This window comes from Pseudomonas sp. SDO5532_S415 (genome assembly GCF_054071155.1).
In genome coordinates this window covers 12,895-39,879 of the sequence record NZ_JBSVWS010000027.1, presented here as the reverse complement: position 1 = coordinate 39,879, position 26,985 = coordinate 12,895, and the positions used below count along the sequence as shown (strand labels likewise).

General features: G+C 55.3%; 34 protein-coding genes. All 34 read left to right on the top strand.

Annotation, left to right across the window (positions count from 1 at the left end; translation table 11 throughout):
- Nucleotides 1-102: 102 nt before the first annotated feature.
- The 34 genes from rpoB (at nt 103) to rplQ (ending at nt 26,836) form a co-directional block, all read left to right on the top strand.
- On the top strand, nt 103-4,176 hold the full coding sequence (rpoB, locus tag ACW9HW_RS09975) for a DNA-directed RNA polymerase subunit beta (RefSeq protein ID WP_457399655.1): 4,074 nt from the start codon (nt 103-105) through the stop codon (nt 4,174-4,176).
- Between the two features lie 64 nt (nt 4,177-4,240).
- Nucleotides 4,241-8,440: a DNA-directed RNA polymerase subunit beta' gene (gene rpoC, locus ACW9HW_RS09970; RefSeq protein ID WP_095197169.1), complete on the top strand. Its 4,200-nt coding sequence runs from the start codon at nt 4,241-4,243 to the stop codon at nt 8,438-8,440.
- A 216-nt stretch (nt 8,441-8,656) separates the two neighbouring features.
- Nucleotides 8,657-9,028: a 30S ribosomal protein S12 gene (gene rpsL / locus ACW9HW_RS09965; protein WP_003186084.1), complete on the top strand. Its 372-nt coding sequence runs from the start codon at nt 8,657-8,659 to the stop codon at nt 9,026-9,028.
- A 119-nt stretch (nt 9,029-9,147) separates the two neighbouring features.
- Entirely contained in the window at nt 9,148-9,618 is a 471-nt protein-coding gene (gene rpsG / locus ACW9HW_RS09960; RefSeq protein WP_002555493.1) for a 30S ribosomal protein S7, read from the top strand.
- Nucleotides 9,619-9,648: 30 nt separating this feature from the next.
- A complete protein-coding gene (fusA, locus tag ACW9HW_RS09955) occupies nt 9,649-11,754 on the top strand; it encodes an elongation factor G (RefSeq protein WP_046815908.1) in 2,106 nt (701 codons plus the stop codon).
- A gap of 30 nt (nt 11,755-11,784) precedes the next feature.
- Nucleotides 11,785-12,978 carry an elongation factor Tu gene (tuf, locus tag ACW9HW_RS09950; protein WP_008018195.1) on the top strand — a complete coding sequence of 398 codons (1,194 nt, stop codon included), beginning with the start codon at nt 11,785-11,787 and terminating at the stop codon, nt 12,976-12,978.
- Nucleotides 12,979-13,134: 156 nt separating this feature from the next.
- On the top strand, nt 13,135-13,446 hold the full coding sequence (gene rpsJ, locus ACW9HW_RS09945; RefSeq protein WP_003186070.1) for a 30S ribosomal protein S10: 312 nt from the start codon (nt 13,135-13,137) through the stop codon (nt 13,444-13,446).
- Between the two features lie 80 nt (nt 13,447-13,526).
- Nucleotides 13,527-14,162, top strand: coding sequence for a 50S ribosomal protein L3 (gene rplC, locus ACW9HW_RS09940; protein ID WP_003186059.1), 636 nt, complete (start codon nt 13,527-13,529; stop codon nt 14,160-14,162).
- A 12-nt stretch (nt 14,163-14,174) separates the two neighbouring features.
- A complete protein-coding gene (gene rplD, locus ACW9HW_RS09935; RefSeq protein WP_007924200.1) occupies nt 14,175-14,777 on the top strand; it encodes a 50S ribosomal protein L4 in 603 nt (200 codons plus the stop codon).
- Complete coding sequence (rplW, locus tag ACW9HW_RS09930; RefSeq protein WP_002555488.1) at nt 14,774-15,073, top strand: 50S ribosomal protein L23; 300 nt, start codon at nt 14,774-14,776, stop codon at nt 15,071-15,073. Before rplD ends, rplW begins: the two co-directional genes overlap by 4 nt.
- Nucleotides 15,074-15,087: 14 nt before the next feature.
- The gene (gene rplB / locus ACW9HW_RS09925) at nt 15,088-15,912 is read left to right on the top strand and encodes a 50S ribosomal protein L2 (RefSeq protein ID WP_003186055.1); all 825 of its coding nucleotides are present in this window, start codon (nt 15,088-15,090) and stop codon (nt 15,910-15,912) included.
- Between the two features lie 16 nt (nt 15,913-15,928).
- Nucleotides 15,929-16,204, top strand: a complete 276-nt coding sequence (gene rpsS, locus ACW9HW_RS09920) for a 30S ribosomal protein S19 (RefSeq protein ID WP_002555486.1) — start codon at nt 15,929-15,931, stop codon at nt 16,202-16,204.
- An 11-nt stretch (nt 16,205-16,215) separates the two neighbouring features.
- Entirely contained in the window at nt 16,216-16,548 is a 333-nt protein-coding gene (gene rplV, locus ACW9HW_RS09915) for a 50S ribosomal protein L22 (protein WP_003103908.1), read from the top strand.
- A gap of 13 nt (nt 16,549-16,561) precedes the next feature.
- On the top strand, nt 16,562-17,248 hold the full coding sequence (gene rpsC, locus ACW9HW_RS09910) for a 30S ribosomal protein S3 (RefSeq protein ID WP_003176422.1): 687 nt from the start codon (nt 16,562-16,564) through the stop codon (nt 17,246-17,248).
- Between the two features lie 12 nt (nt 17,249-17,260).
- Complete coding sequence (rplP, locus tag ACW9HW_RS09905; RefSeq protein ID WP_003228729.1) at nt 17,261-17,674, top strand: 50S ribosomal protein L16; 414 nt, start codon at nt 17,261-17,263, stop codon at nt 17,672-17,674.
- Entirely contained in the window at nt 17,674-17,865 is a 192-nt protein-coding gene (rpmC, locus tag ACW9HW_RS09900; protein WP_002555481.1) for a 50S ribosomal protein L29, read from the top strand. The genes rplP and rpmC overlap by 1 nt, the downstream gene beginning before the upstream one ends.
- A 2-nt stretch (nt 17,866-17,867) precedes the next feature.
- On the top strand, nt 17,868-18,134 hold the full coding sequence (gene rpsQ / locus ACW9HW_RS09895; RefSeq protein ID WP_003176419.1) for a 30S ribosomal protein S17: 267 nt from the start codon (nt 17,868-17,870) through the stop codon (nt 18,132-18,134).
- Between the two features lie 23 nt (nt 18,135-18,157).
- Complete coding sequence (rplN, locus tag ACW9HW_RS09890; RefSeq protein ID WP_002555479.1) at nt 18,158-18,526, top strand: 50S ribosomal protein L14; 369 nt, start codon at nt 18,158-18,160, stop codon at nt 18,524-18,526.
- An 11-nt stretch (nt 18,527-18,537) separates the two neighbouring features.
- Nucleotides 18,538-18,852 carry a 50S ribosomal protein L24 gene (rplX, locus tag ACW9HW_RS09885; RefSeq protein WP_003186046.1) on the top strand — a complete coding sequence of 105 codons (315 nt, stop codon included), beginning with the start codon at nt 18,538-18,540 and terminating at the stop codon, nt 18,850-18,852.
- Between the two features lie 20 nt (nt 18,853-18,872).
- Nucleotides 18,873-19,412 carry a 50S ribosomal protein L5 gene (gene rplE, locus ACW9HW_RS09880; RefSeq protein ID WP_003210069.1) on the top strand — a complete coding sequence of 180 codons (540 nt, stop codon included), beginning with the start codon at nt 18,873-18,875 and terminating at the stop codon, nt 19,410-19,412.
- A 13-nt stretch (nt 19,413-19,425) separates the two neighbouring features.
- Nucleotides 19,426-19,731 carry a 30S ribosomal protein S14 gene (rpsN, locus tag ACW9HW_RS09875; protein WP_003176414.1) on the top strand — a complete coding sequence of 102 codons (306 nt, stop codon included), beginning with the start codon at nt 19,426-19,428 and terminating at the stop codon, nt 19,729-19,731.
- Nucleotides 19,732-19,940: 209 nt separating this feature from the next.
- Nucleotides 19,941-20,333, top strand: coding sequence for a 30S ribosomal protein S8 (rpsH, locus tag ACW9HW_RS09870; protein ID WP_003228724.1), 393 nt, complete (start codon nt 19,941-19,943; stop codon nt 20,331-20,333).
- Nucleotides 20,334-20,345: 12 nt separating this feature from the next.
- On the top strand, nt 20,346-20,879 hold the full coding sequence (gene rplF, locus ACW9HW_RS09865; protein WP_003176412.1) for a 50S ribosomal protein L6: 534 nt from the start codon (nt 20,346-20,348) through the stop codon (nt 20,877-20,879).
- Between the two features lie 10 nt (nt 20,880-20,889).
- On the top strand, nt 20,890-21,240 hold the full coding sequence (gene rplR / locus ACW9HW_RS09860; protein WP_003186037.1) for a 50S ribosomal protein L18: 351 nt from the start codon (nt 20,890-20,892) through the stop codon (nt 21,238-21,240).
- A gap of 3 nt (nt 21,241-21,243) precedes the next feature.
- The gene (gene rpsE, locus ACW9HW_RS09855) at nt 21,244-21,744 is read left to right on the top strand and encodes a 30S ribosomal protein S5 (RefSeq protein WP_003186035.1); all 501 of its coding nucleotides are present in this window, start codon (nt 21,244-21,246) and stop codon (nt 21,742-21,744) included.
- Nucleotides 21,745-21,746: 2 nt separating this feature from the next.
- Nucleotides 21,747-21,923 carry a 50S ribosomal protein L30 gene (gene rpmD / locus ACW9HW_RS09850; RefSeq protein WP_003176408.1) on the top strand — a complete coding sequence of 59 codons (177 nt, stop codon included), beginning with the start codon at nt 21,747-21,749 and terminating at the stop codon, nt 21,921-21,923.
- A gap of 3 nt (nt 21,924-21,926) precedes the next feature.
- A complete protein-coding gene (rplO, locus tag ACW9HW_RS09845; RefSeq protein ID WP_003228720.1) occupies nt 21,927-22,364 on the top strand; it encodes a 50S ribosomal protein L15 in 438 nt (145 codons plus the stop codon).
- On the top strand, nt 22,365-23,693 hold the full coding sequence (gene secY, locus ACW9HW_RS09840) for a preprotein translocase subunit SecY (RefSeq protein ID WP_007896784.1): 1,329 nt from the start codon (nt 22,365-22,367) through the stop codon (nt 23,691-23,693).
- A 27-nt stretch (nt 23,694-23,720) separates the two neighbouring features.
- Nucleotides 23,721-23,837: a 50S ribosomal protein L36 gene (gene rpmJ, locus ACW9HW_RS09835; protein ID WP_002555468.1), complete on the top strand. Its 117-nt coding sequence runs from the start codon at nt 23,721-23,723 to the stop codon at nt 23,835-23,837.
- Nucleotides 23,838-23,967: 130 nt separating this feature from the next.
- A complete protein-coding gene (rpsM, locus tag ACW9HW_RS09830; protein ID WP_009045849.1) occupies nt 23,968-24,324 on the top strand; it encodes a 30S ribosomal protein S13 in 357 nt (118 codons plus the stop codon).
- 30 nt (nt 24,325-24,354) lie between these two features.
- Nucleotides 24,355-24,744, top strand: a complete 390-nt coding sequence (gene rpsK / locus ACW9HW_RS09825; RefSeq protein ID WP_002555466.1) for a 30S ribosomal protein S11 — start codon at nt 24,355-24,357, stop codon at nt 24,742-24,744.
- An 18-nt stretch (nt 24,745-24,762) separates the two neighbouring features.
- Entirely contained in the window at nt 24,763-25,383 is a 621-nt protein-coding gene (gene rpsD / locus ACW9HW_RS09820) for a 30S ribosomal protein S4 (protein ID WP_003176404.1), read from the top strand.
- 22 nt (nt 25,384-25,405) lie between these two features.
- Nucleotides 25,406-26,407 (top strand): DNA-directed RNA polymerase subunit alpha, encoded by a 1,002-nt coding sequence (locus ACW9HW_RS09815; protein WP_007924176.1) that lies wholly within the window; start codon nt 25,406-25,408, stop codon nt 26,405-26,407.
- A 42-nt stretch (nt 26,408-26,449) separates the two neighbouring features.
- A complete protein-coding gene (gene rplQ, locus ACW9HW_RS09810; protein ID WP_024778333.1) occupies nt 26,450-26,836 on the top strand; it encodes a 50S ribosomal protein L17 in 387 nt (128 codons plus the stop codon).
- Nucleotides 26,837-26,985: the final 149 nt, after the last annotated feature.

Genomic DNA, 26,985 nt, shown 5'->3' with positions numbered 1-26,985 from the left:
AACCACCCGATGCGGTGGCGCAAACCATGGGGTTTGCACGATTTTCTGGTCGCTCCCGTCGGGAGGGGCCAAACAAGCAGGTGACCAAGCTGGGGAACGCTGATGGCTTACTCATATACTGAGAAAAAACGTATCCGCAAGGACTTTAGCAAGTTGCCGGACGTCATGGATGTGCCTTACCTCCTGGCCATCCAGCTGGATTCGTATCGTGAATTCTTGCAAGCGGGAGCGACTAAAGATCAGTTCCGCGACGTGGGCCTGCATGCGGCCTTCAAATCCGTTTTCCCGATCATCAGCTACTCCGGCAATGCTGCGCTGGAGTACGTCGGTTATCGCTTGGGCGAACCGGCATTTGATGTCAAAGAATGCGTATTGCGCGGTGTAACTTACGCCGTACCTTTGCGGGTAAAAGTGCGACTGATCATTTTCGACAAAGAATCGTCGAACAAAGCGATCAAGGACATCAAAGAGCAAGAAGTCTACATGGGTGAAATTCCCCTGATGACCGAGAACGGTACCTTTGTAATCAACGGTACCGAGCGTGTAATCGTTTCCCAGCTGCACCGTTCCCCGGGCGTGTTCTTCGACCACGACCGTGGCAAGACGCACAGCTCCGGTAAACTGCTGTACTCCGCGCGCATCATTCCTTACCGCGGTTCGTGGCTGGACTTCGAGTTCGACCCGAAAGACTGCGTGTTCGTGCGTATCGACCGTCGTCGCAAGCTGCCTGCATCGGTACTGCTGCGTGCGCTCGGCTATACCACTGAAGAAGTGCTGGACGCGTTCTACACCACCAACGTATTCCACGTGAAAGGCGAGAGCCTGAGCCTGGAGCTGGTGCCTCAGCGCCTGCGCGGTGAAATCGCGGTCCTGGATATCCAGGATGACAAAGGCAAGGTTATTGTCGAGCAAGGTCGTCGTATCACTGCTCGCCACATCAACCAGCTGGAAAAAGCCGGGATCAAAGAGCTGGAAGTGCCTCTGGACTACGTCCTGGGTCGCACTACCGCCAAGGTCATCGTGCATCCGGCAACCGGCGAAATCCTGGCAGAGTGCAATACCGAGCTGAGCACCGAGATCCTGGCGAAAATCGCCAAGGCCGGCGTTGTTCGCATCGAAACTCTGTACACCAACGATATCGACTGCGGTCCGTTCGTCTCCGATACGCTGAAGATCGACTCCACCAGCAACCAACTGGAAGCGCTGGTCGAGATCTATCGCATGATGCGTCCTGGCGAGCCGCCAACCAAAGACGCTGCTGAAACCCTGTTCAACAACCTGTTCTTCAGTCCTGAGCGCTATGACCTGTCTGCGGTCGGCCGGATGAAGTTCAACCGTCGTATCGGTCGTACCGAGATCGAAGGTTCGGGCGTGCTGTGCAAGGAAGATATCGTCGCGGTACTGAAGACTCTGGTCGACATCCGTAACGGTAAAGGCATCGTCGATGACATCGACCACCTGGGTAACCGTCGTGTTCGCTGTGTAGGCGAAATGGCCGAGAACCAGTTCCGCGTTGGCCTGGTGCGTGTTGAGCGTGCGGTCAAAGAGCGTCTGTCGATGGCTGAAAGCGAAGGCCTGATGCCGCAAGACCTGATCAACGCCAAGCCAGTAGCTGCGGCGGTGAAAGAGTTCTTCGGCTCCAGCCAGCTCTCCCAGTTCATGGACCAGAACAACCCGCTGTCCGAGATCACCCACAAGCGTCGTGTCTCCGCACTCGGCCCAGGCGGTTTGACTCGTGAGCGTGCTGGTTTTGAAGTTCGTGACGTACACCCGACTCACTACGGTCGTGTATGCCCGATTGAAACGCCGGAAGGTCCGAACATCGGTCTGATCAACTCCCTGGCAGCCTACGCGCGCACCAACCAGTACGGTTTCCTCGAGAGCCCGTACCGCGTGGTGAAAGACGCGCTGGTCACCGACGAGATCGTGTTCCTGTCCGCCATCGAAGAAGCTGATCACGTGATCGCTCAGGCTTCGGCCACGATGAACGACAAGAAAGTCCTGATCGACGAGCTGGTAGCTGTTCGTCACCTGAACGAGTTCACTGTCAAGGCGCCGGAAGACGTCACCCTGATGGACGTATCGCCGAAGCAGGTAGTTTCGGTTGCCGCGTCGCTGATCCCGTTCCTCGAGCACGACGACGCCAACCGTGCGTTGATGGGTTCGAACATGCAGCGTCAAGCTGTACCAACTCTTCGCGCTGACAAGCCGCTGGTAGGTACCGGCATGGAGCGTAACGTAGCCCGTGACTCCGGCGTTTGCGTCGTGGCTCGTCGTGGCGGCGTGATCGACTCTGTCGACGCCAGCCGTATCGTGGTTCGTGTTGCTGATGACGAAGTTGAAACCGGCGAGGCTGGCGTCGACATCTACAACCTGACCAAATACACCCGCTCGAACCAGAACACTTGCATCAACCAGCGTCCGCTGGTGCGTAAAGGTGATCGGGTTCAGCGCAGCGACATCATGGCCGACGGTCCGTCCACCGACATGGGTGAACTGGCTCTGGGTCAGAACATGCGCATCGCGTTCATGGCATGGAACGGCTTCAACTTCGAAGACTCCATCTGCCTGTCCGAGCGTGTTGTTCAGGAAGACCGTTTCACCACGATTCACATTCAGGAACTGACCTGTGTGGCGCGTGACACCAAGCTTGGGCCAGAGGAAATCACTGCGGACATCCCGAACGTGGGTGAAGCTGCACTGAACAAGCTGGACGAAGCCGGTATCGTTTACGTAGGTGCTGAAGTTGGCGCGGGCGACATCCTGGTTGGTAAGGTCACTCCGAAAGGCGAGACCCAGCTGACCCCGGAAGAGAAGCTGCTGCGTGCGATCTTCGGTGAAAAAGCCAGCGACGTTAAAGACACCTCCCTGCGTGTACCTACCGGTACCAAGGGTACTGTCATCGACGTACAGGTCTTCACCCGCGACGGAGTTGAGCGTGATGCTCGTGCCCTGTCGATCGAGAAGTCCCAGCTCGACGAGATCCGCAAGGACTTGAACGAAGAGTTCCGTATCGTCGAAGGCGCAACTTTCGAACGTCTGCGTTCCGCTCTGGTCGGCCACAAAGCCGAAGGCGGCGCCGGTCTGAAGAAAGGTCAGGAAATCACCGACGAAGTGCTCGACGGTCTTGAGCATGGCCAGTGGTTTAAACTGCGCATGGCTGAAGATGCTCTGAACGAGCAGCTCGAGAAGGCTCAGGCCTACATCGTTGATCGCCGCCGTCTGCTGGACGACAAGTTCGAAGACAAGAAGCGCAAACTGCAGCAGGGCGATGACCTGGCTCCAGGTGTGCTGAAAATCGTCAAGGTTTACCTGGCAATCCGTCGTCGCATCCAGCCGGGCGACAAGATGGCCGGTCGTCACGGTAACAAGGGTGTGGTCTCCGTGATCATGCCGGTTGAAGACATGCCGCACGATGCCAATGGCACCCCGGTGGACGTCGTCCTCAACCCGTTGGGCGTACCTTCGCGTATGAACGTCGGTCAGATCCTTGAAACCCACCTGGGCCTCGCGGCCAAAGGTCTGGGCGAGAAGATCAATCGAATGGTTGAAGAGAAGCGTAAGGTTGCCGAGCTGCGTAAGTTCCTGCACGAGATCTATAACGAGATCGGCGGTCGTCAGGAAAGCCTCGATGACTTCTCCGATCAGGAAATCCTGGATCTGGCTCAAAACCTGCGCGGCGGCGTACCGATGGCCACTCCGGTGTTCGACGGTGCCAAGGAAAGCGAAATCAAGGCCATGCTGAAACTGGCAGACCTGCCAGAAAGCGGCCAGATGCAGCTGACCGACGGCCGTACCGGCAACAAGTTCGAGCGCCCGGTTACCGTTGGCTACATGTACATGCTGAAGCTGAACCACTTGGTAGACGACAAGATGCACGCTCGTTCTACCGGTTCGTACAGCCTGGTTACCCAGCAGCCGCTGGGTGGTAAGGCGCAGTTCGGTGGTCAGCGTTTCGGGGAGATGGAGGTCTGGGCACTGGAAGCATACGGTGCTGCATACACTCTGCAAGAAATGCTCACAGTGAAGTCGGACGATGTGAACGGCCGGACCAAGATGTACAAAAACATCGTGGACGGCGATCACCGTATGGAGCCGGGCATGCCCGAGTCCTTCAACGTGTTGATCAAGGAAATTCGTTCCCTCGGCATCGATATCGATCTGGAAACCGAATAACACGTGACGCGAATCGAGAGCGGGGCAGGATAGCCCGCTCTCTGCTCCGCCAGGAGGAAAGGCCTTGAAAGACCTACTGAATTTGCTGAAAAACCAGGGTCAAGTCGAAGAGTTCGACGCCATCCGTATTGGATTGGCATCGCCTGAGATGATCCGTTCGTGGTCGTTCGGCGAAGTTAAAAAGCCGGAAACCATCAACTACCGTACGTTCAAACCTGAGCGTGACGGTCTGTTCTGCGCCAAGATCTTTGGCCCGGTAAAGGATTACGAGTGCCTGTGCGGTAAGTACAAGCGCTTGAAGCACCGTGGTGTGATCTGCGAGAAGTGCGGCGTTGAAGTTGCGCTGGCAAAAGTTCGTCGTGAGCGCATGGCGCACATCGAACTGGCTTCGCCGGTTGCCCACATCTGGTTCCTGAAATCGCTGCCGTCCCGTATCGGCTTGCTGATGGACATGACCCTGCGTGATATCGAACGCGTTCTCTACTTCGAGAGCTATGTCGTTATCGATCCAGGCATGACCACCCTTGAAAAAGGTCAGTTGCTGAACGACGAGCAGTACTTCGAAGCGCTGGAAGAATTCGGCGACGACTTCGATGCCCGCATGGGTGCCGAAGCTGTCCGCGAACTGCTGCACGCTATCGATCTGGAGCACGAGATTGGCCGTCTGCGTGAAGAAATTCCGCAAACCAACTCCGAAACCAAAATCAAGAAGCTGTCCAAGCGTCTGAAGTTGATGGAAGCCTTCCAGGGTTCCGGCAACCTGCCAGAGTGGATGGTGCTGACCGTTCTGCCGGTTCTGCCGCCAGACCTGCGTCCACTGGTCCCGCTGGATGGCGGTCGCTTCGCGACTTCCGACCTCAACGATCTGTATCGTCGAGTGATCAACCGTAACAACCGTTTGAAGCGCCTGCTGGATCTGTCCGCTCCGGACATCATCGTGCGCAACGAAAAGCGTATGTTGCAGGAAGCCGTCGACGCACTGCTCGACAACGGTCGTCGTGGCCGCGCTATCACCGGTTCCAACAAGCGTCCTCTGAAATCCCTGGCTGACATGATCAAGGGTAAGCAGGGTCGTTTCCGTCAGAACTTGCTCGGTAAGCGTGTTGACTACTCCGGTCGTTCGGTAATTACCGTAGGTCCGACCCTGCGTCTGCACCAGTGCGGTCTGCCGAAGAAGATGGCTCTGGAACTGTTCAAACCGTTCATTTTCGGCAAGCTGGAAATGCGTGGTCTCGCTACCACCATTAAAGCCGCCAAGAAGATGGTCGAGCGCGAACTGCCAGAGGTTTGGGACGTTCTCGCTGAAGTGATTCGCGAACACCCGGTTCTTCTCAACCGTGCACCGACCCTTCACCGTCTGGGTATCCAGGCGTTTGAACCGGTACTGATCGAAGGTAAGGCTATCCAGCTGCACCCTCTGGTCTGCGCTGCGTACAACGCCGACTTCGACGGCGACCAAATGGCCGTGCACGTACCGCTGACACTGGAAGCCCAGTTGGAAGCGCGTGCGTTGATGATGTCGACCAACAACATTCTGTCGCCAGCCAACGGTGAGCCGATCATCGTTCCGTCGCAGGACGTTGTATTGGGTCTGTACTACATGACTCGTGAAGCGATCAACGCCAAGGGTGAAGGTCGCGTGTTCGCGGATCTGCAGGAAGTAGACCGTGTGTTCCGTGCAGGCGAAGCCGCACTGCACGCGAAAGTCAAAGTCCGGATCAACGAAACCGTCAACGATCGTGACGGCGGCAGCGTGACCAATACCCGTATCGTCGACACCACTGTCGGCCGTGCGCTGTTGTTCCAGGTTGTGCCAAAGGGTCTGTCCTTCGACGTCGTCAACTTGCCGATGAAGAAAAAAGCGATCTCCAAGCTGATCAACCAGTGCTACCGCGTGGTTGGTCTGAAAGAGACCGTGATCTTTGCTGACCAATTGATGTACACCGGTTTTGCCTATTCGACCATTTCCGGCGTTTCCATCGGCGTTAACGACTTCGTTATCCCGGATGAAAAAGCGCGCATCATCGGTACTGCTACCGACGAAGTGAAAGAGATCGAAAGTCAGTACGCCTCCGGCCTGGTAACCCAGGGCGAGAAGTACAACAAAGTGATCGACCTTTGGTCTAAGGCGAACGACGAAGTTTCCAAGGCGATGATGGCCAACCTCTCGAAAGAGAAGGTCATCGATCGTCATGGTGTCGAAGTCGATCAGGAGTCCTTCAACTCGATGTACATGATGGCCGACTCGGGCGCACGGGGTTCTGCTGCGCAGATCCGTCAGCTCGCCGGTATGCGTGGCCTGATGGCCAAGCCGGACGGCTCCATCATCGAAACGCCGATTACTGCGAACTTCCGTGAAGGTTTGAGCGTACTTCAGTACTTCATCTCCACTCACGGTGCTCGTAAAGGTCTGGCGGATACCGCGTTGAAAACTGCGAACTCCGGTTACCTGACTCGTCGTCTGGTAGACGTAGCGCAGGATCTGGTTGTAACCGAGATCGATTGCGGCACCGAGCACGGCTTGCTGATGACTCCGCACATTGAAGGCGGTGACGTTGTAGAGCCGTTGGGTGAGCGCGTATTGGGTCGTGTTATCGCCCGTGACGTGTTCAAGCCAGGTACCGAGGACGTCATCGTTCCTGCCGGCACCCTGGTAGACGAGAAGTGGGTTGAGTTCATCGAGCTGAACAGCATCGACGAAGTGATCGTGCGTTCGCCGATCAGCTGCGAAACCCGCTACGGCATTTGCGCCAAGTGCTACGGTCGTGACCTGGCTCGTGGTCACCAGGTGAACATCGGTGAGGCGGTCGGCGTTATCGCGGCCCAGTCCATCGGTGAGCCGGGTACCCAGCTGACGATGCGTACGTTCCACATCGGTGGTGCGGCAAGCCGGACCTCCGCAGCCGACAGCGTTCAGGTGAAGAACGGCGGTACCGTCCGTCTGCATAACCTGAAGCATGTTGAGCGAGTGGATGGTCACCTGGTGGCTGTGTCCCGTTCCGGTGAGCTGGCGATCGCTGATGACTTCGGTCGTGAACGCGAGCGCTACAAGCTGCCGTACGGTGCCGTGATTTCGGTTAAAGAAGGTGACAAGGTCGACGCTGGCGCAATCGTGGCCAAGTGGGATCCGCACACTCACCCGATCGTTACCGAAATGAAAGGTACCGTGACCTACGTGGGCATGGAAGAAGGCATCACGATCAAGCGTCAGACTGACGAATTGACCGGTATGACCAACATTGAAGTTCTCGACGCCAAAGATCGTCCAGCTGCCGGTAAAGATATCCGTCCTGCTGTGAAGATGGTCGACGACAACGGCAAGGATCTGTTGCTGCCAGGTACTGACGTTATCGCTCAGTACTTCCTCCCGGCCAACGCCCTGGTCGGTGTGGCTGACGGTGCGAAAATCGCGATCGGTGACGTTATCGCTCGTATTCCGCAAGAGACTTCCAAGACCCGTGACATCACCGGTGGTCTGCCGCGTGTTGCCGACTTGTTCGAGGCTCGTCGTCCGAAAGAAGCGTCGATTCTGGCTGAAGTCAGCGGCACCATCGCGTTCGGTAAAGAGACCAAGGGCAAGCGCCGTCTGGTTATCACCCCGAACGACGGTAGCGATCCGTACGAAGAGCTGATTCCGAAGTGGCGTCACCTGAACGTCTTCGAAGGCGAACAAGTGAACCGCGGCGAAGTCATCTCCGACGGTCCAAGCGATCCGCATGACATCCTGCGTTTGCTGGGTGTAAGTGCGCTGGCCAAGTACATCGTTAACGAGATCCAGGACGTTTACCGTCTGCAAGGCGTGAAGATCAACGATAAGCACATCGAGACCATCCTGCGTCAGATGCTGCGTAAGGTTGAAATCGCTGAATCCGGCGATTCCAGTTTCATCAAGGGCGACCAGATGGAATTGACTCACGTTCTGGTAGAGAACGAGCGTTTGAGCAACGAAGACAAGTTTGTCTCCAAGTTCACTCGCGTTCTGCTGGGTATCACCAAGGCGTCGTTGTCCACCGAATCGTTCATCTCGGCGGCTTCCTTCCAGGAAACCACTCGCGTACTGACCGAGGCGGCGGTAACCGGCAAGCGCGACTACCTGCGCGGCCTGAAAGAAAACGTGGTCGTGGGTCGTCTGATCCCGGCCGGTACCGGCCTGGCTTATCACAGCGAGCGTAAGCGTCGCCGTGATGCAGACAAGCCGTTGCGCGTGAGCGCCAGTGAAGTGGAAGCTGCACTGACCGAAGCGCTGAACTCGAGCGGTAACTGAGTTCTGCGGTAAATGAGCGTAAGGCCCTGGTCGCTCCGTTCATCGTATCGAGACAAATTGTCGAGGTTCGGTGAGTGGGGAGGGCGGGGCCTTGCCTTGACTGGGGACAAGATCCTCTTTAGACTCTTGTACCCCTAAATTTGGCGGGGATTCGTTCCTGCCATTTTGCTTTTCTTGCAAGACAATAGCGTCGCAAGACAACAGTGGAGCTAGTAGATGGCAACTATCAACCAGCTGGTACGTCAGCCGCGTAAGCGTATCGTCGAGAAATCCGACGTGCCTGCGCTGCAGAACTGCCCGCAACGTCGTGGCGTGTGCACCCGTGTGTACACCACCACACCGAAAAAACCTAACTCGGCACTGCGTAAAGTATGCCGTGTGCGCCTGACCAACGGTTTCGAGGTTTCCTCGTACATCGGCGGTGAAGGTCACAACCTGCAAGAGCACAGCGTGGTACTGATCCGCGGCGGTCGTGTAAAAGACTTGCCAGGTGTTCGTTATCACACCGTTCGCGGTTCTTTGGATACTTCCGGCGTTAAGGGTCGTAACCAGGGTCGTTCGAAGTACGGTACCAAGCGTCCGAAGTAATGGTCGCTTGCTGCAAAAAACTGATTTCTATTTTTCTGAGTCGATAAGAGTAAGGTCGGAGGCGTCCCGTAGTGGGCACCGATTCCGAGCGAACCTGAAGACCGTTTGAGGGCTTATCCATGCCAAGAAGACGCGTAGCAGCCAAGCGCGAAGTGCTTGACGATCCAAAATACGGAAGCCAAATCCTGGCCAAGTTCATGAACCACGTGATGGAAAGCGGCAAGAAAGCCGTTGCCGAGCGTATCGTTTATGGCGCGCTGGAAAAGGTTAAAGAGCGCAAGAACAGCGACCCCCTGGAAATCTTCGAGAAAGCTCTCGACGCCATCGCTCCGCTGGTCGAAGTAAAGTCGCGCCGTGTAGGCGGTGCTACTTACCAGGTTCCGGTTGAAGTTCGTCCGTCCCGTCGTAACGCTCTGGCAATGCGCTGGTTGGTAGACTTCGCCCGTAAGCGCGGCGAGAAGTCTATGGCTCTGCGTTTGGCTGGCGAACTGTTGGACGCTGCCGAAGGTAAAGGTGCTGCAGTTAAGAAGCGTGAAGACGTGCACCGTATGGCTGAAGCTAACAAAGCTTTCTCGCACTACCGCTTCTAATTTTAGCGTCACTAATTTTGCGAGGGCTTTATGGCTCGTACTACACCGATTAATCGCTACCGTAACATTGGTATCGTTGCTCACGTGGATGCTGGTAAAACCACCACCACCGAGCGCGTCCTTTTTTACACTGGCAAAAGCCACAAGATGGGCGAGGTGCATGACGGCGCCGCGACCACGGACTGGATGGTGCAGGAGCAGGAGCGTGGTATTACCATTACTTCTGCTGCTATTACCGCCTTCTGGCAAGGTTCTGCGAAGCAGCACAAAGACCAATACCGCTTTAACGTTATTGACACCCCGGGCCACGTTGACTTCACCATTGAAGTTGAGCGTTCCCTGCGTGTACTCGACGGCGCGGTCGTTGTGTTCTGTGGTACTTCGGGCGTTGAGCCTCAGTCCGAAACCGTATGGCGTCAAGCCAACAAGTACGGCGTTCCACGTATCGTTTACGTGAACAAGATGGACCGTGCCGGCGCGAACTTCCTGCGCGTGATCGCTCAGATCAAGCAGCGTCTGGGTCACACTCCGGTGCCAATCCAGTTGGCTATCGGTTCCGAAGACAACTTCCAGGGTCAGATCGATCTGATGACCATGGAAGCGGTTTACTGGAACGATGCTGACAAGGGTATGACCCCTCGTCGCGAAGCTATCCCTGCTGAACTGCAGGAGCTGGCTGAAGAGTGGCGCAGCAACATGGTTGAGGCTGCGGCCGAAGCCAGTGAAGAGCTGATGAACAAGTACCTCGAAGGTGAAGAGCTTTCCATCGAGGAAATCAAGGCCGCTCTGCGTCAGCGTACTATCGCTGGTGAGATCGTTCTGGCTGTTTGCGGTTCTTCCTTCAAGAACAAGGGTGTTCCCCTGGTTCTCGACGCCGTTATCGACTACCTGCCGGCTCCAACCGACATTCCTGCCATCAAGGGTACTGACCCGGATGACGAGGAAAAGCAAATGGAGCGTCATGCAGACGACAACGAGCCGTTCTCGGCTCTGGCGTTCAAGATCGCTACCGACCCATTCGTGGGTACCTTGACCTTCGTCCGCGTTTACTCGGGCGTGTTGGCATCCGGCGACGGCGTGATCAACTCGGTTAAAGGCAAGAAAGAGCGCGTGGGTCGTATGGTGCAAATGCACGCAAACGCCCGTGAAGAGATCAAGGAAGTGCGCGCTGGTGACATCGCGGCCCTGATCGGCATGAAGGACGTCACCACTGGTGAAACCTTGTGCAACGCTGACAAGCCAATCATCCTGGTTCGCATGGACTTCCCGGAGCCGGTTATTTCGGTTGCCGTAGAGCCTAAGACGAAGGATGACCAGGAAAAAATGGGTATCGCTCTGGGCAAACTTGCTCAGGAAGACCCGTCTTTCCGCGTCAAAACTGATGAAGAGACTGGTCAAACGATCATCTCCGGCATGGGCGAGTTGCACCTGGACATCCTGGTTGACCGGATGCGCCGTGAGTTCAACGTCGAAGCCAACATCGGTAAGCCTCAAGTTTCGTACCGTGAGCGCATCACGAAGAGCTGCGAAATCGAAGGCAAGTTCGTTCGTCAGTCCGGCGGTCGTGGCCAGTTCGGTCATTGCTGGATCCGTTTTGCACCTGCTGACGAAGGTCAGGAAGGTCTGCAATTCCTGAACGAAGTAGTGGGTGGTGTGGTTCCTAAGGAATACATCCCGGCTATCCAGAAGGGTATCGAAGAGCAGATGAAGAACGGTGTTGTTGCCGGCTATCCGCTGATCGGCCTGAAGGCTACCGTGTTTGATGGTTCTTACCACGACGTCGACTCGAACGAGATGGCGTTTAAGGTGGCTGCTTCCATGGCGACCAAGCAACTGGCCCAGAAGGGTGGTGGTGAGTTGCTCGAGCCGATCATGGCGGTAGAGGTTGTTACGCCTGAAGACTATATGGGTGACGTGATGGGCGACCTGAACCGTCGTCGCGGCATGATTCTGGGTATGGAAGACACGGTTTCCGGTAAGGTTATCCGTGCTGAAGTTCCGTTGGGCGAGATGTTCGGTTATGCGACCGACGTTCGTTCGATGTCCCAGGGTCGCGCAAGCTACTCTATGGAATTCAAAAAATACAATACGGCTCCGTCGCACATCGTCGAAACCGTTACCAAAAAACAAGGCTGATTCAGTCCTTTAGGCAAGGAGTTAATTGTCGTGGCTAAAGAAAAATTTGATCGTTCCCTACCGCACGTCAACGTTGGCACTATCGGTCACGTTGACCACGGTAAAACCACTCTGACCGCTGCTCTGACTCGCGTCTGCTCCGAAGTTTTCGGTTCGGCCGTAGTTGAATTCGACAAGATCGACAGCGCTCCAGAAGAAAAAGCTCGTGGTATCACCATCAATACCGCGCACGTCGAGTACAACTCGAACATTCGTCACTACGCTCACGTTGACTGCCCAGGTCACGCTGACTACGTGAAGAACATGATCACCGGTGCTGCCCAGATGGACGGCGCGATCCTGGTTTGCTCGGCCGCTGATGGTCCGATGCCACAAACCCGTGAGCACATCCTGCTGTCCCGTCAGGTAGGCGTTCCGTACATCGTGGTTTTCCTGAACAAGGCTGACCTGGTAGACGACGCAGAGCTGCTGGAACTGGTTGAGATGGAAGTTCGCGACCTGCTGAGCACCTACGACTTCCCAGGCGACGACACTCCGATCATCATCGGTTCGGCTCGTATGGCGCTGGAAGGCAAAGACGATAACGAAATGGGCACCAGCGCTGTTCGCAAGCTGGTTGAAACTCTGGATACCTACATCCCAGAGCCAGAGCGTGCTATCGACAAGCCATTCCTGATGCCAATCGAAGACGTATTCTCGATCTCCGGTCGCGGTACTGTTGTGACTGGTCGTATCGAGCGCGGTATCGTTCGCGTTCAAGATGCACTGGAAATCGTTGGTCTGCGTGACACCACCACCACCACCTGCACCGGTGTTGAGATGTTCCGTAAGCTGCTCGACGAAGGTCGTGCTGGCGAGAACTGTGGCGTTCTGCTGCGTGGTACCAAGCGTGACGACGTTGAGCGTGGCCAGGTTCTGGTTAAGCCAGGTTCGGTTAAGCCGCACACCAAGTTCACCGCAGAAGTTTACGTTCTGAGCAAGGAAGAAGGCGGTCGTCACACTCCGTTCTTCAAAGGCTACCGTCCACAGTTCTACTTCCGTACTACTGACGTGACCGGTAACTGCGAGCTGCCAGAAGGCGTTGAAATGGTAATGCCAGGCGATAACATTCAAATGACTGTTACCCTGATCAAAACCATCGCAATGGAAGACGGTCTGCGCTTCGCTATCCGTGAAGGCGGCCGTACCGTTGGTGCTGGCGTTGTAGCTAAAATCATCGAGTAAACTCTTTTCGAGTGAGCTTTGATGTTTTGAAAAAGCCCCCGCTCAGCGGGGGCTTTTTTATTGGGTTGACACCTATCTGGGGCGTCTATAGAATTGCGCCTCCTTTTAACGGGCGTATTGCGCCCGGTGGGAATAGCAGCCGGAGTCTGAAATCCAATGCAAAATCAGCAAATCCGTATCAGGTTGAAGGCTTTCGACCATCGCCTGATCGACCAATCCACCCAGGAAATCGTGGAAACCGCGAAACGTACTGGTGCTCAAGTGCGTGGTCCAATTCCACTGCCTACCCGTAAAGAGCGGTTCACCGTTCTGGTCTCCCCGCACGTCAACAAAGACGCGCGTGACCAGTACGAGATCCGTACTCATAAGCGCGTTCTGGATATCGTCCAGCCAACGGATAAAACCGTTGATGCACTTATGAAGCTTGATCTTGCGGCCGGTGTGGAAGTGCAGATCAGCCTCGGCTAAGACTCGGTCTTAGTCGTGTAACGCTCTGAAATGGGCGGCCATAGCGGGTGAAAGCCCCGTACACTCATGAGGTTTACAACATGACTATTGGTGTAGTCGGTCGTAAATGCGGTATGACCCGTATTTTCACCGAAGAAGGTGTCTCCATTCCGGTCACGGTCATTGAGATCGAGCCGAATCGCGTCACCCAGTTCAAAACTGAAGAGACCGATGGCTATCGTGCAGTGCAAGTCACTGTCGGCGAGCGTCGTGCTTCGCGTGTAACAGCAGCTCAGGCTGGCCACTTCGCCAAGGCGAACGTTGCCGCTGGTCGTACCGTAATGGAATTCCGCCTTGAAGAAGGCGAGTACCAGGCCGGCGATCTGATCAACGCTGAAATCTTCGCCGCTGGTCAACTGGTTGATGTAACCGGTCAGTCCAAAGGTAAAGGCTTCCAGGGTACGATCAAGCGTTGGAACTTCCGCGGGCAAGATAACACCCACGGTAACTCCGTATCCCACCGCGTTCCAGGCTCTATCGGCCAGTGCCAGACTCCTGGTCGTGTATTCAAGGGCAAAAAAATGTCCGGTCATATGGGCGCTGAGCGCGTGACCGTGCAGTCCCTCGAAGTAGTGCGCGTGGACGCTGAACGCAATCTGTTGTTGGTCAAGGGCGCTGTTCCTGGCGCTACTGGCGGCAACTTGGTTGTACGTCCAGCAGCCAAGGCTCGCGGTTAAGGGGAAGCTGACATGCAATTAAATGTAAATGACGCTCAAGCGATCGAAGTTTCCGAACTGACATTTGGCGGCGAATTCAACGAGACGCTGGTTCACCAAGCAGTCGTGGCCTACATGGCCGGCGGCCGCCAGGGTAGCAAGCAGCAAAAGACCCGTTCCGACGTTTCCGGTGGCGGCAAGCGCCCATGGCGTCAGAAAGGTACTGGCCGTGCTCGTGCCGGTACTATCCGTAGCCCAATCTGGCGTGGCGGCGGTACCACTTTCGCAGCTCGTCCTCAGGATCACTCCCAGAAGCTGAACAAGAAGATGTATCGCGCAGCAATGCGTTCCATCCTTGCTGAGCTGGTGCGTACTGATCGTCTGGTCGTGGTTCAGGATTTCGCCGTTGAAACGCCGAAAACCAAAGACCTGCTGGGCAAGCTGAACAACATGAGCCTGACCGACGTTTTGATCGTGTCGGACGCTGTTGATCAGAACCTGTACCTGGCTGCTCGCAACCTGCCGCACGTAGATGTACGTGATGTGCAAGGTTCCGATCCAGTTAGTCTGATCGCATACGACAAGGTGTTGATCACCGTGTCGGCCGTGAAGAAATTCGAGGAGCTGCTGGGATGAACCAGGAACGCGTATTTAAAGTTCTGCTTGGCCCGCACGTTTCCGAGAAGGCTACGGTTCTGGCAGACAAGAAAGGCCAGTTCGTTTTCAAGGTTGCTACTGATGCAACCAAGCTGGAAATCAAGAAGGCCGTCGAAAGCCTGTTCAGCGTGAAAGTAGAGCGTGTTACTACCCTGAATGTTCTGGGTAAGAGCAAGCGCACTGCTCGCGGTCTGGGCAAGCGTAATGACTGGAAGAAGGCAGTTATCTCCCTTCAGCCAGGCCAAGATCTCGATTTCAGCAGCAGTGCTGAGTAAGGAAGGGGTGCATCATGGCAATCGTTAAATGCAAACCGACTTCCCCTGGCCGCCGTTTTGTGGTCAAGGTGGTCAACCAGGAGCTGCATAAAGGCGCTCCTCACGCACCGCTGCTCGAGAAGAAATCGAAGTCTGGTGGTCGTAACAACAATGGCCGTATTACCACTCGTCACATTGGTGGTGGTCATAAGCAGCATTATCGTCTGGTCGACTTCCGTCGCAACGACAAAGATGGCATCGCTGCCACTGTCGAGCGTATCGAATACGATCCAAACCGTACTGCTCACATCGCTCTGCTGCTGTACGCAGATGGCGAGCGTCGCTACATCATCGCCCCTAAAGGCGTGAGTGCTGGCGACCAGCTGATCGCAGGTGCTCTGGCACCGATCAAGCCGGGCAACGCTCTGCAACTGCGTAACATTCCAGTTGGTAGCACCGTACACGGCATCGAATTGAAGCCAGGTAAAGGCGCTCAGATCGCTCGTTCCGCTGGTGCTTCGGCTCAGCTGATCGCTCGTGAAGGTGTCTACGTGACCCTGCGTCTGCGTTCTGGTGAGATGCGTAAAGTGCTGGCTGAATGCCGCGCGACCCTGGGCGAAGTCTCGAACTCCGAGCACAGCCTGCGTTCGCTGGGTAAAGCTGGTGCCAAACGCTGGCGTGGCGTTCGCCCAACCGTTCGTGGTGTTGCCATGAACCCGGTTGACCACCCACATGGTGGTGGTGAAGGTCGTACCTCTGGTGGTCGTCATCCGGTATCGCCATGGGGCTTCCCGACTAAGGGCGCGAAGACTCGTGGTAATAAGCGTACCGACAAAATGATCGTCCGTCGTCGCAAGTAAATAGAGGGATACGACAGTGCCACGTTCTCTGAAAAAAGGTCCTTTTATCGATCTTCACCTACTGAAGAAGATCGAAGTGGCGGCGGAAAAGAACGATCGCAAACCAGTTAAGACCTGGTCGCGCCGTTCGATGATCCTGCCACAAATGGTCGGTCTGACCATCGCAGTACACAACGGTCGTCAGCACGTCCCAGTTCTCGTGAACGAAGACATGGTCGGCCACAAACTGGGCGAGTTCGCCGGTACCCGCACTTATCGCGGGCACGTGGCAGACAAGAAAGCCAAGCGTTAAGGGGTTAGGAAATGGAAGTAGCCGCTAAGTTGTCGGGCGCTCGAATCTCCGCCCAGAAAGCCCGCTTGGTCGCCGACCAGATCCGCGGGAAGAAGGTGGGCGAAGCGCTCAACCTGTTGGCTTTCAGCAGTAAGAAAGCCGCCGAGATCATGAAGAAAGTGCTGGAGTCGGCCGTAGCCAACGCCGAGCATAACGAAGGCGCAGACGTTGATGACCTGAAGGTCAGCACCGTTTTCGTCAACGAAGGGCGTTCGCTGAAGCGCATCATGCCACGTGCCAAAGGCCGTGCTGATCGCATCGTCAAGCGGTCTTGCCATATCACTGTCAAGGTTGCTGACAAGTAACGGAGTCGAAGAGATGGGTCAGAAAGTACATCCCATTGGCATTCGCCTGGGAATCGTCAAGGAGCACACCTCCGTCTGGTACGCAGACGGTCGGACTTATGCGGACTACTTGTTCGCTGATCTGAAGGTGCGTGAGTATCTCCAAGACAAACTAAAAAGCGCGTCCGTAAGCCGTATCGATATCCATCGTCCGGCCCAAACTGCACGTATCACCATCCACACCGCTCGCCCAGGTATCGTTATCGGGAAGAAAGGTGAAGATGTTGAGAAACTGCGTCAGGACCTGACCAAGCAAATGGGTGTGCCTGTGCACATCAATATCGAAGAGATCCGCAAGCCGGAGCTCGACGGTATGCTGGTTGCGCAGAGCGTAGCTCAGCAGCTGGAGCGTCGCGTAATGTTCCGTCGTGCTATGAAGCGCGCCGTACAGAACGCAATGCGCATTGGTGCCAAAGGCATCAAAATCCAAGTGAGCGGTCGTCTCGGCGGTGCTGAAATCGCACGTACTGAATGGTATCGCGAAGGTCGTGTGCCACTGCACACCCTGCGTGCCGACATCGACTATGCCAACTACGAAGCTCACACCACTTACGGTGTGATCGGTGTAAAGGTTTGGATCTTCAAAGGCGAAGTAATTGGTGGTCGCCAAGAAGAGCTGAAACCACAAGCACCAGCGCCTCGTAAAAAAGCTGCTAAGTAAGGGGTACGCCAAATGTTGCAACCAAAGCGTACGAAGTTCCGCAAGCAAATGACCGGTCACAACCGTGGCCTGGCATTGCGCGGTAGCAAAGTCAGCTTCGGCGAGTTCGCGCTGAAGTCTGTAGCTCGTGGTCGTCTCACCGCTCGTCAGATCGAGTCAGCGCGTCGTGCTCTGACCCGTCACGTAAAACGTGGCGGCAAGATCTGGATCCGTGTATTCCCGGACAAGCCTATTTCCAAGAAGCCACTCGAAGTTCGGATGGGTAAAGGTAAGGGTAACGTCGAATACTGGGTTGCCCAGATTCAGCCAGGCAAAGTCCTGTATGAAATCGAGGGTGTTTCTGAAGAGCTGGCGCGTGAGGCTTTCGCCCTGGCTGCTGCAAAGCTGCCGCTCGCCACCTCCTTTGTTAAACGGACGGTGATGTGATGAAAGCGAATGAACTTCGTGAAAAATCCGCACAGCAGCTGAACGAGCAACTGCTCGGCTTGCTGCGCGACCAGTTCAATCTGCGCATGCAGAAAGCAACTGGCCAGTTGGGGCAGTCTCATCTGCTCTCGCAAGTTAAGCGTGACATCGCTCGCGTGAAGACTGTGCTCAACCAGCAGGCAGGTAAGTAATCATGGCTGAAGCCGAAAAAACTGTCCGTACGCTGACTGGCCGTGTTGTCAGCGACAAGATGGACAAAACCATCACCGTTCTGATCGAGCGTCGCGTTAAGCACCCGATCTACGGTAAATACGTTAAGCGTTCGACTAAGCTGCACGCGCACGACGAAACCAATCAGTGCCACATCGGCGACAAAGTCACTATTCGTGAAACTCGTCCTTTGGCCAAGACCAAGTCTTGGGCGCTGGTTGATGTTCTCGAACGCGCTGTGGAAGTCTAAGGACTAGGGGTCGGAGAAATTATATGATTCAGACTCAATCCATGCTCGATGTGGCCGATAACAGCGGCGCTCGCCGCGTTATGTGCATCAAGGTGCTGGGTGGCTCCCATCGTCGTTACGCTGGTATCGGTGACATCATCAAAGTTACCGTCAAGGAAGCAATTCCTCGCGGTAAGGTGAAAAAAGGCCAAGTGATGACTGCTGTTGTAGTCCGCACTCGTCACGGCGTTCGCCGTGCAGATGGCTCCATTATCCGCTTTGATGGCAACGCTGCTGTTCTTCTGAACAACAAGCAAGAGCCGATCGGCACCCGTATCTTTGGGCCAGTGACCCGTGAGCTTCGTACTGAGAAGTTCATGAAGATCGTCTCGCTCGCCCCAGAAGTGCTGTAAGGAGATCCGACATGCAAAAGATTCGTCGTGACGACGAGATCATCGTGATCGCCGGCAAAGACAAAGGTAAGCGCGGTAAGGTGCTGAAGGTTCTTGCTGACAACCGTCTGGTTGTTGGTGGTCTGAACCTGGTCAAGCGTCATACCAAGCCTAACCCGATGTCGGGCGTACAGGGCGGTATCGTCGAGAAAGAAGCGCCACTGCACGCTTCTAACGTCGCCATCTTCAACGGCGAAACCAACAAGGCTGACCGCGTTGGTTTCAAAGTAGAAGACGGTAAGAAAATTCGTGTCTTCAAGTCGACCCAAAAAGCGGTTGATGCTTGAACACTGCTAGGTAGAAGACCATGGCACGACTAAAAGAGATTTACCGGAAGGAAATCGCACCGAAACTTAAGGAAGAACTTAAGCTTTCGAACGTGATGGAAGTTCCGCGCGTTACCAAAATCACCCTGAACATGGGTCTGGGCGAAGCGATCGGCGACAAAAAAGTCATCGAGCACGCTGTTGCTGACCTGGAAAAGATCACCGGCCAGAAAGTCGTTGTGACCTACGCTCGCAAATCCATCGCTGGCTTTAAAGTCCGTGAAGGTTGGCCGATCGGCGTCAAAGTGACCCTGCGCCGTGAGCGTATGTACGAGTTCCTGGATCGTCTGCTGTCGATCTCCCTGCCACGGGTTCGCGACTTCCGCGGCCTGAATGCCAAGTCCTTCGATGGTCGTGGCAACTACAGCATGGGCGTAAAAGAGCAGATCATCTTCCCGGAAATCGACTACGACAAGATCGATGCTCTCCGCGGTCTGGACATTACCCTGACCACCACTGCCAAGAACGATGATGAAGGTCGCGCTCTGCTGCGCGCTTTCAAATTCCCGTTCCGCAACTGATTGGAGTAGGAAAATGGCCAAGATGAGCATGAAGAACCGCGAGCTGAAGCGTCAGCTCACGGTTGCCAAGTACGCCAAAAAGCGTGCAGCACTGAAAGCAATCATCGTTGATCTGAACGCAAGTCCAGAAGCGCGTTGGGAAGCTACAGTTGCTCTGCAAAAGCAGCCACGTGACGCTAGCGCTTCGCGCATGCGTAACCGCTGCCGCCTGACCGGTCGTCCACACGGCGTTTACCGCAAGTTCGGCCTCGGCCGTAACAAACTGCGTGAAGCGGCAATGCGTGGTGACGTACCAGGTCTGGTTAAAGCCAGCTGGTAAGTACTGTCAAAGTCTCGGAGGTCAGGCTCGCAAGATCCTGACCGCCGGTGGCCTTGAATCTGGATCAAGCCCCTTTTGGGGCTTGATTCATTTCTGGGGTGTGTCTAGAATACCCGGCTCGCCTGAGCCCGTGTTTTTTACGCTCGGAGATTCTCGGCGACACGTAGTAGCCGCAAGGCTAATTTTTCTGTATTAGGAGCGTCTAGCCCATGAGTATGCAGGACCCGTTAGCGGACATGCTAACTCGAATCCGTAATGCCCAGATGGCTGAAAAGTCCGTCGTAAGCATGCCATCTTCCACGTTGAAGGTAGCTGTTGCCAAAGTCCTGAAGGACGAAGGTTACATCGCGGGTTATCAGATCAGCAGCGAAACCAAACCACTGCTGTCTATCGAGCTGAAATACTTCGAAGGCCGTCCGGTTATCGAAGAAGTGAAGCGCGTTAGCCGTCCAGGCCTGCGTCAGTACAAGTCCGTCGAAGATCTGCCGAAAGTTCGTGGCGGTCTCGGTGTGTCTATCGTCTCCACCAACAAGGGTGTGATGACTGATCGTGCTGCGCGCGCTGCCGGTGTCGGCGGCGAAGTTCTTTGCACTGTGTTCTAAGGGGGGATAAGCATGTCTCGCGTCGCTAAGAACCCCGTTAAGCTGCCAGCCGGCGTCGAAGTAAAATTCGCAGGCCAACAGCTTTCGGTGAAGGGTGCCAAGGGCACTCTCGAACTGAACATCCATTCGTCCGTTGAGATCGTTGAAGAAGCTGGTGAGCTGCGTTTCGCTGCTCGCAATGGCGATCAACAGACTCGCGCAATGGCTGGTACCACTCGTGCGTTGGTTAACAACATGGTCCAAGGCGTAAGCCAAGGCTTCGAGCGCAAGCTCCAGCTGGTCGGTGTTGGTTACAAAGCGCAAGCAAAAGGCACAGTGCTGAACCTGGCTCTTGGCTTCTCGCATCCAGTGGATTACGAACTGCCGGAAGGCATCACCGCTGAGACTCCTAGCCAGACCGATATCCTGATCAAGGGCATCGACAAGCAGCTGGTAGGTCAAGTGGCCGCCGAGATCCGCGACTTCCGTCCACCAGAGCCGTACAAAGGCAAAGGTGTGCGCTACGCGGACGAAGTCGTCCGTCGTAAAGAAGCCAAGAAGAAGTAGGGCATAGCAAATGACCGACAAAAAAGTTACTCGACTGCGTCGCGCTCGCAAAGCACGCCTGAAAATGCACGAACTCGAAGTCGTGCGTCTCTGCGTGTTCCGCTCTTCGCAGCACATCTACGCCCAGGTCATTTCGGCCGACGGCAACAAAGTCCTGGCAAGCGCCTCGACTTTGGATAAAGAACTGCGTGATGGCGCCACTGGCAACATCGACGCGGCCACTAAGGTTGGCCAGCTGGTCGCTACGCGTGCTAAGGCCGCTGGCGTCTCGCAGGTGGCTTTCGACCGCTCTGGCTTCAAGTACCACGGCCGCGTTAAAGCGCTGGCTGATGCTGCTCGTGAAGCTGGGCTGGAGTTCTAAGTTATGTCAAATAACGACCAAAAGCGCGACGAAGGCTACATCGAGAAGCTGGTTCAAGTTAACCGCGTAGCCAAAACCGTTAAAGGCGGCCGTATCTTCACTTTCACCGCGTTGACCGTGGTTGGTGATGGTAAAGGGCGTGTTGGCTTCGGCCGTGGCAAGTCGCGTGAAGTGCCTGCTGCGATCCAGAAGGCAATGGAAGCTGCTCGCCGCAACATGATCCAGGTTGATCTGAACGGCACCACTCTGCAGTACGCAATGAAGTCCGCTCACGGCGCTTCGAAGGTGTACATGCAGCCTGCTTCTGAAGGTACCGGTATCATCGCAGGCGGCGCAATGCGTGCCGTTCTCGAAGTTGCTGGCGTTCAGAACGTTCTGGCCAAGTGCTACGGCTCGACTAACCCGGTAAACGTGGTTCACGCCACTTTCAAGGGTTTGAAAGCAATGCAGTCTCCTGAATCCATTGCCGCCAAGCGTGGCAAAAGCGTCAAGGAGATCTTCTGATCATGGCTACCGTTAAAGTTACGCTGATCAAAAGCATGACCGGCCGCATCCCTAACCACAAACTGTGCGTTAAGGGTCTGGGTCTGCGTCGCATCGGTCACACTGTAGAAGTCCAGGATACTCCCGAGAACCGCGGGATGATCAACAAGGCTTACTACATGCTGCGTGTCGAGGGTTAATCGATGAAACTCAATGATCTGAGTCCAGCGCCGGGTTCCCGTCGCGAAAAGCATCGTCCGGGCCGTGGTATCGGTAGTGGTTTGGGTAAGACTGGTGGCCGTGGTCACAAAGGTCAGACTTCCCGCTCCGGTGGCACCATTGCTCCAGGCTTTGAAGGCGGTCAACAGCCGCTGCATCGTCGCCTGCCGAAGTTCGGTTTCGTTTCCCTGAAGGCCATGGATCGCGCAGAAGTGCGTCTGTCCGAGCTGGCTAAAGTGGAAGGCGACATCGTCACCGTGCAGTCCTTGAAAGATGCCAACGTGATCAACGTCAACGTGCAGCGTGTGAAAATCATGCTGTCCGGCGAAGTGACTCGCGCTGTAACCATCGGAAAGGGAATCGGCGCCACCAAAGGTGCGCGTGCGGCTATCGAAGCAGCTGGCGGCAAGTTCGAGGAATAAATGGCTAAGCAAGGTGCTCTCTCTGCGCTCGGCAAAGGCGGTATGTCTGAACTCTGGGCTCGTCTGCGTTTTCTGTTCCTGGCGATTATCGTCTACCGAATAGGCGCACACATCCCGGTTCCAGGTATCAACCCGGACCGACTCGCGGACCTGTTTCGACAGAATGAGGGGACCATTCTTAGCTTGTTCAACATGTTTTCCGGCGGCGCGCTGGAGCGGATGAGCATTTTTGCACTGGGGATCATGCCGTACATTTCGGCATCGATCATCATGCAACTGATGACCGCCGTCAGCCCGCAGCTGGAGCAGTTGAAGAAGGAAGGTGAAGCTGGGCGTCGCAAGATCGCTCAGTACACCCGCTACGGCACTGTAGTCCTGGCTCTCGTCCAGGCCATTGGCATGTCCATTGGTCTGGCGGGGCAGGGCGTTGCGTTCACTGGTGACTTTGGCTTCCATTTCGTCGCGGTATCCACTTTTGTGGCTGGTGCGATGTTCATGATGTGGCTGGGTGAGCAGATTACTGAGCGTGGTGTTGGCAACGGTATCTCGATGTTGATTTTCGCAGGTATCGTCGCCGGTCTTCCGAGAGCGATTGGGCAGTCTTTCGAGTCTGCACGTCAGGGTGATATCAACATTTTTGCCCTGGTTGCCATCGGTTTGCTGGCAGTAGCGATTATCGGTTTCGTGGTGTTCATTGAGCGTGGTCAGCGTCGTATTGCTGTTCACTACGCCAAGCGTCAGCAGGGCCGCAAGGTCTTCGCTGCGCAGACCAGCCACTTGCCGCTGAAGGTGAACATGGCCGGCGTTATTCCGGCTATTTTCGCGAGCAGCATCTTGCTGTTCCCGGCTTCGTTGGGTACCTGGTTCGGTCAGTCTGAAGGTATGGGCTGGTTGCAGGACATCTCGCAGTCGATCGCTCCTGGTCAGCCGTTGAATATTCTGCTGTTTAGTGCAGGGATTATTTTCTTCTGCTTCTTCTATACGGCGTTGATGTTCAATCCGAAAGACGTAGCGGAAAACCTGAAGAAGTCCGGTGCCTTTATTCCGGGCATTCGTCCAGGTGAGCAGTCTGCACGCTATATTGATGGCGTTCTGACTCGTTTGACCCTGTTCGGTGCTCTATATATGACGGCCGTGTGCCTGTTGCCCCAGTTCCTGGTGGTTGCAGCAAACGTTCCGTTCTACCTTGGCGGGACCTCGTTGCTGATCGTCGTCGTGGTTGTGATGGACTTCATGTCCCAAGTACAATCGCACCTCGTTTCGCACCAGTACGAATCCCTGATGAAGAAAGCCAACCTGAAGGGTTACGGCAGCGGCATGTTGCGCTGAGTACCCATAAGGTTCGAGGAGTTGGTGATGAAAGTTCGTGCATCGGTGAAAAAGCTGTGCCGTAACTGCAAGATTATTCGCCGCGAAGGTGTTGTTCGAGTAATTTGCAGCGCGGAACCGCGTCACAAACAGCGCCAAGGCTGAGTGTGATTGTGCTTCAAGCCCGGCAGCTAGTGCGCTGCCGGGTTGATTATTTGTTATTACAGCGATATTATCTCGCGCCCTATTTCTTGGCTTCCGGGGCGTAGGTAGCTGTCAATTGGAGTCCCACTGAATGGCCCGTATTGCAGGCGTTAACATTCCAGATAACAAGCATACTGTTATCTCGCTGACCTACATCTATGGTGTTGGTCGCACTACTGCACAGAAAATTTGTGCAGAGACTGGGGTAAACCCAGCAGCAAAGATCAAAGATCTGAGCGACGAGCAAATTGAACAGCTGCGTGGCGAAGTGGCGAAGTTCACCACTGAAGGTGACCTGCGTCGCGAAATCAACATGAAAATCAAGCGCTTGATGGACCTCGGTTGCTATCGCGGTCTGCGTCATCGTCGTGGTCTGCCAGTACGCGGTCAGCGTACCAAGACCAACGCGCGTACCCGTAAAGGTCCGCGTAAGCCGATCCGCAAGTAATCGCCCCAGCGAATCGACAGGAATTTAATCATGGCAAAACCTGCTGCTCGTCCTCGTAAAAAAGTTAAAAAGACAGTGGTTGATGGCATCGCCCACATCCATGCATCTTTTAACAACACCATCGTGACCATTACCGACCGTCAAGGTAACGCTCTTTCCTGGGCTACCTCCGGTGGTTCGGGTTTCCGCGGTTCCCGCAAGTCCACCCCGTTTGCTGCTCAAGTAGCTGCAGAACGTGCTGGTCAAGCTGCGCTGGAATACGGCCTGAAAAACCTCGACGTCAACGTCAAAGGTCCAGGTCCAGGTCGTGAATCCGCAGTCCGCGCTTTGAACGGCTGTGGCTACAAGATCGCCAGCATCACCGACGTGACGCCAATCCCGCACAACGGGTGCCGTCCGCCGAAGAAGCGCCGCGTGTAATCCAGGAGATTGTAAAGAATGGCTCGTTACATTGGTCCAAAATGCAAACTCGCTCGTCGCGAAGGCACCGATCTCTTCCTGAAGAGCGGCGTGCGCGCGATCGAATCGAAGTGCAACATTGAAGCAGCACCTGGTATCCACGGCCAACGCCGCGGTCGCCAGTCCGATTACGGCACCCAGCTGCGTGAAAAGCAAAAGGTCCGTCGTATCTACGGCGTTCTCGAGCGTCAGTTCAGCGGCTACTACAAAGAAGCTGCTGGCAAGAAAGGTGCAACCGGCGAAAACCTGTTGCAACTGCTCGAATGCCGTCTGGACAACGTTGTATACCGTATGGGCTTTGGTTCGACTCGTGCCGAATCCCGTCAGCTGGTATCGCACAAGTCGATCAGCGTAAACGGTCAAACCGTTAACGTTCCGTCCTACCAGGTTCGTGCTGGTGACGTGGTTGCTGTTCGCGAGAAAGCAAAAAACCAACTTCGCATTGTCCAAGCTCTCGATCTGTGTGCCCAACGTGGCCGCGTAGAATGGGTAGAAGTAGACACTGAGAAGAAGTCGGGCGTTTTCAAGAACGTTCCAGCTCGCAGTGATCTGTCCGCCGACATCAACGAAAGCCTGATTGTCGAGCTCTACTCCAAGTAAGGGCTAGAAAATAGGTGCATCCATGCAGATTTCGGTAAATGAGTTCCTGACACCCCGCCACATTGATGTGCAGGTTGTCAGTCCAACCCGCGCCAAGATCACGCTCGAGCCTCTCGAGCGTGGCTTTGGCCACACCCTGGGCAACGCGCTGCGCCGCATCCTGTTGTCCTCCATGCCCGGCTGTGCAGTAGTCGAGGCCGAGATTGACGGTGTGCTCCACGAGTACAGCGCCATCGAAGGTGTACAGGAAGACGTAATTGAAATCCTGTTGAACCTTAAAGGTCTGGCTATCAAGCTGCACGGTCGAGACGAAGTTACGCTGACCTTGTCGAAGAAGGGTTCGGGGGTGGTTACCGCTGCCGATATTCAGCTGGATCATGATGTCGAGATCGTTAATCCCGATCACGTAATCGCTAACCTGGCGTCTAACGGCGCCCTGAACATGAAGCTCGTAGTAGCTCGTGGTCGTGGTTATGAACCGGCCGACTCGCGTCAGAGCGATGAAGACGAAAGCCGCAGCATTGGTCGCTTGCAGCTTGACTCTTCGTTCAGCCCGGTTCGACGTATCGCATACGTGGTGGAAAACGCCCGTGTCGAACAGCGTACTAACCTGGACAAGCTGGTTATTGATCTGGAAACCAACGGTACTCTGGATCCTGAAGAGGCAATCCGCCGCGCTGCAACCATCCTGCAACAGCAGTTGGCTGCGTTCGTCGACCTCAAAGGTGACAGCGAACCAGTGGTAATCGAGCAGGAAGACGAGATCGATCCGATCCTGCTTCGCCCGGTTGACGATCTGGAACTGACTGTACGTTCGGCTAACTGCCTTAAGGCGGAAAACATCTACTACATCGGCGACCTGATTCAGCGTACCGAAGTAGAGCTGTTGAAGACTCCGAACCTTGGCAAGAAATCCTTGACTGAAATCAAGGACGTTCTGGCCTCCCGCGGTCTGTCCCTCGGCATGCGCCTCGACAACTGGCCGCCTGCAAGTCTTAAGAAGGACGACAAGGCGACTGCCTGATCGTCGTAATCACCGAACGTAGTGTTTGGTAAGGAATGAACCATGCGTCATCGTAAAAGTGGTCGTCACCTCAGCCGCACCAGCTCGCACCGCAAGGCCATGTTCCAGAACATGGCGGTGTCGCTGTTCGAGCACGAGCTGATCAAAACTACTCTGCCAAAAGCTAAAGAACTGCGTCGCGTTGCTGAGCCGCTGATCACTTTGGCCAAGACAGACAGCCTGGCTAACCGCCGTCTGGCTTTCGACCGTACTCGTTCGAAAGCTATCGTTGGCAAGCTCTTCAACGACCTGGGCAAGCGCTACGCTACCCGTGAGGGTGGCTACCTGCGCATCCTCAAGTGCGGCTTCCGCGCTGGCGACAACGCGCCTATGGCGTACGTCGAGTTGGTTGATCGTGCTACTGGCGGTGAAGCTGTATCCGCTGAGTAAGACGTCAGTCTGAAACGAAGAACCGGGCCTTAGTGCCCGGTTTTTTGTGCGCGCTAGAAAAGTGAGGCATGTTGGATACCGCAGAGTTCTATTAGGTATTCTCTATCGATTTAGATGATCTAATGAATTAGAACGTGTCATGTAGATCA

What these genes read in the sequence shown, in the direction of transcription:
- rpsK (WP_002555466.1), top strand. Translation starts at nt 24,355, where the DNA reads ATGGCAAAACCTGCTGCTCGTCCTCGTAAAAAAGTTAAAAAGACAGTG.
- rpsQ (WP_003176419.1), top strand. Translation starts at nt 17,868, where the DNA reads ATGGCTGAAGCCGAAAAAACTGTCCGTACGCTGACTGGCCGTGTTGTC.
- secY (WP_007896784.1), top strand. Translation starts at nt 22,365, where the DNA reads ATGGCTAAGCAAGGTGCTCTCTCTGCGCTCGGCAAAGGCGGTATGTCT.
- rplO (WP_003228720.1), top strand. Translation starts at nt 21,927, where the DNA reads ATGAAACTCAATGATCTGAGTCCAGCGCCGGGTTCCCGTCGCGAAAAG.
- rplE (WP_003210069.1), top strand. Translation starts at nt 18,873, where the DNA reads ATGGCACGACTAAAAGAGATTTACCGGAAGGAAATCGCACCGAAACTT.
- rpsM (WP_009045849.1), top strand. Translation starts at nt 23,968, where the DNA reads ATGGCCCGTATTGCAGGCGTTAACATTCCAGATAACAAGCATACTGTT.
- rpsG (WP_002555493.1), top strand. Translation starts at nt 9,148, where the DNA reads ATGCCAAGAAGACGCGTAGCAGCCAAGCGCGAAGTGCTTGACGATCCA.
- rplD (WP_007924200.1), top strand. Translation starts at nt 14,175, where the DNA reads ATGCAATTAAATGTAAATGACGCTCAAGCGATCGAAGTTTCCGAACTG.
- rpsL (WP_003186084.1), top strand. Translation starts at nt 8,657, where the DNA reads ATGGCAACTATCAACCAGCTGGTACGTCAGCCGCGTAAGCGTATCGTC.
- rplP (WP_003228729.1), top strand. Translation starts at nt 17,261, where the DNA reads ATGTTGCAACCAAAGCGTACGAAGTTCCGCAAGCAAATGACCGGTCAC.
- rpoB (WP_457399655.1), top strand. Translation starts at nt 103, where the DNA reads ATGGCTTACTCATATACTGAGAAAAAACGTATCCGCAAGGACTTTAGC.
- rplN (WP_002555479.1), top strand. Translation starts at nt 18,158, where the DNA reads ATGATTCAGACTCAATCCATGCTCGATGTGGCCGATAACAGCGGCGCT.
- rpsH (WP_003228724.1), top strand. Translation starts at nt 19,941, where the DNA reads ATGAGTATGCAGGACCCGTTAGCGGACATGCTAACTCGAATCCGTAAT.
- rpmC (WP_002555481.1), top strand. Translation starts at nt 17,674, where the DNA reads ATGAAAGCGAATGAACTTCGTGAAAAATCCGCACAGCAGCTGAACGAG.
- rpmD (WP_003176408.1), top strand. Translation starts at nt 21,747, where the DNA reads ATGGCTACCGTTAAAGTTACGCTGATCAAAAGCATGACCGGCCGCATC.
- rplV (WP_003103908.1), top strand. Translation starts at nt 16,216, where the DNA reads ATGGAAGTAGCCGCTAAGTTGTCGGGCGCTCGAATCTCCGCCCAGAAA.
- rpsD (WP_003176404.1), top strand. Translation starts at nt 24,763, where the DNA reads ATGGCTCGTTACATTGGTCCAAAATGCAAACTCGCTCGTCGCGAAGGC.
- rpsC (WP_003176422.1), top strand. Translation starts at nt 16,562, where the DNA reads ATGGGTCAGAAAGTACATCCCATTGGCATTCGCCTGGGAATCGTCAAG.
- rplR (WP_003186037.1), top strand. Translation starts at nt 20,890, where the DNA reads ATGACCGACAAAAAAGTTACTCGACTGCGTCGCGCTCGCAAAGCACGC.
- rpmJ (WP_002555468.1), top strand. Translation starts at nt 23,721, where the DNA reads ATGAAAGTTCGTGCATCGGTGAAAAAGCTGTGCCGTAACTGCAAGATT.
- rplX (WP_003186046.1), top strand. Translation starts at nt 18,538, where the DNA reads ATGCAAAAGATTCGTCGTGACGACGAGATCATCGTGATCGCCGGCAAA.
- rpsN (WP_003176414.1), top strand. Translation starts at nt 19,426, where the DNA reads ATGGCCAAGATGAGCATGAAGAACCGCGAGCTGAAGCGTCAGCTCACG.
- rplW (WP_002555488.1), top strand. Translation starts at nt 14,774, where the DNA reads ATGAACCAGGAACGCGTATTTAAAGTTCTGCTTGGCCCGCACGTTTCC.
- rplF (WP_003176412.1), top strand. Translation starts at nt 20,346, where the DNA reads ATGTCTCGCGTCGCTAAGAACCCCGTTAAGCTGCCAGCCGGCGTCGAA.
- rpsJ (WP_003186070.1), top strand. Translation starts at nt 13,135, where the DNA reads ATGCAAAATCAGCAAATCCGTATCAGGTTGAAGGCTTTCGACCATCGC.
- ACW9HW_RS09815 (WP_007924176.1), top strand. Translation starts at nt 25,406, where the DNA reads ATGCAGATTTCGGTAAATGAGTTCCTGACACCCCGCCACATTGATGTG.
- rplB (WP_003186055.1), top strand. Translation starts at nt 15,088, where the DNA reads ATGGCAATCGTTAAATGCAAACCGACTTCCCCTGGCCGCCGTTTTGTG.
- rplQ (WP_024778333.1), top strand. Translation starts at nt 26,450, where the DNA reads ATGCGTCATCGTAAAAGTGGTCGTCACCTCAGCCGCACCAGCTCGCAC.
- rpsE (WP_003186035.1), top strand. Translation starts at nt 21,244, where the DNA reads ATGTCAAATAACGACCAAAAGCGCGACGAAGGCTACATCGAGAAGCTG.
- rplC (WP_003186059.1), top strand. Translation starts at nt 13,527, where the DNA reads ATGACTATTGGTGTAGTCGGTCGTAAATGCGGTATGACCCGTATTTTC.
- fusA (WP_046815908.1), top strand. Translation starts at nt 9,649, where the DNA reads ATGGCTCGTACTACACCGATTAATCGCTACCGTAACATTGGTATCGTT.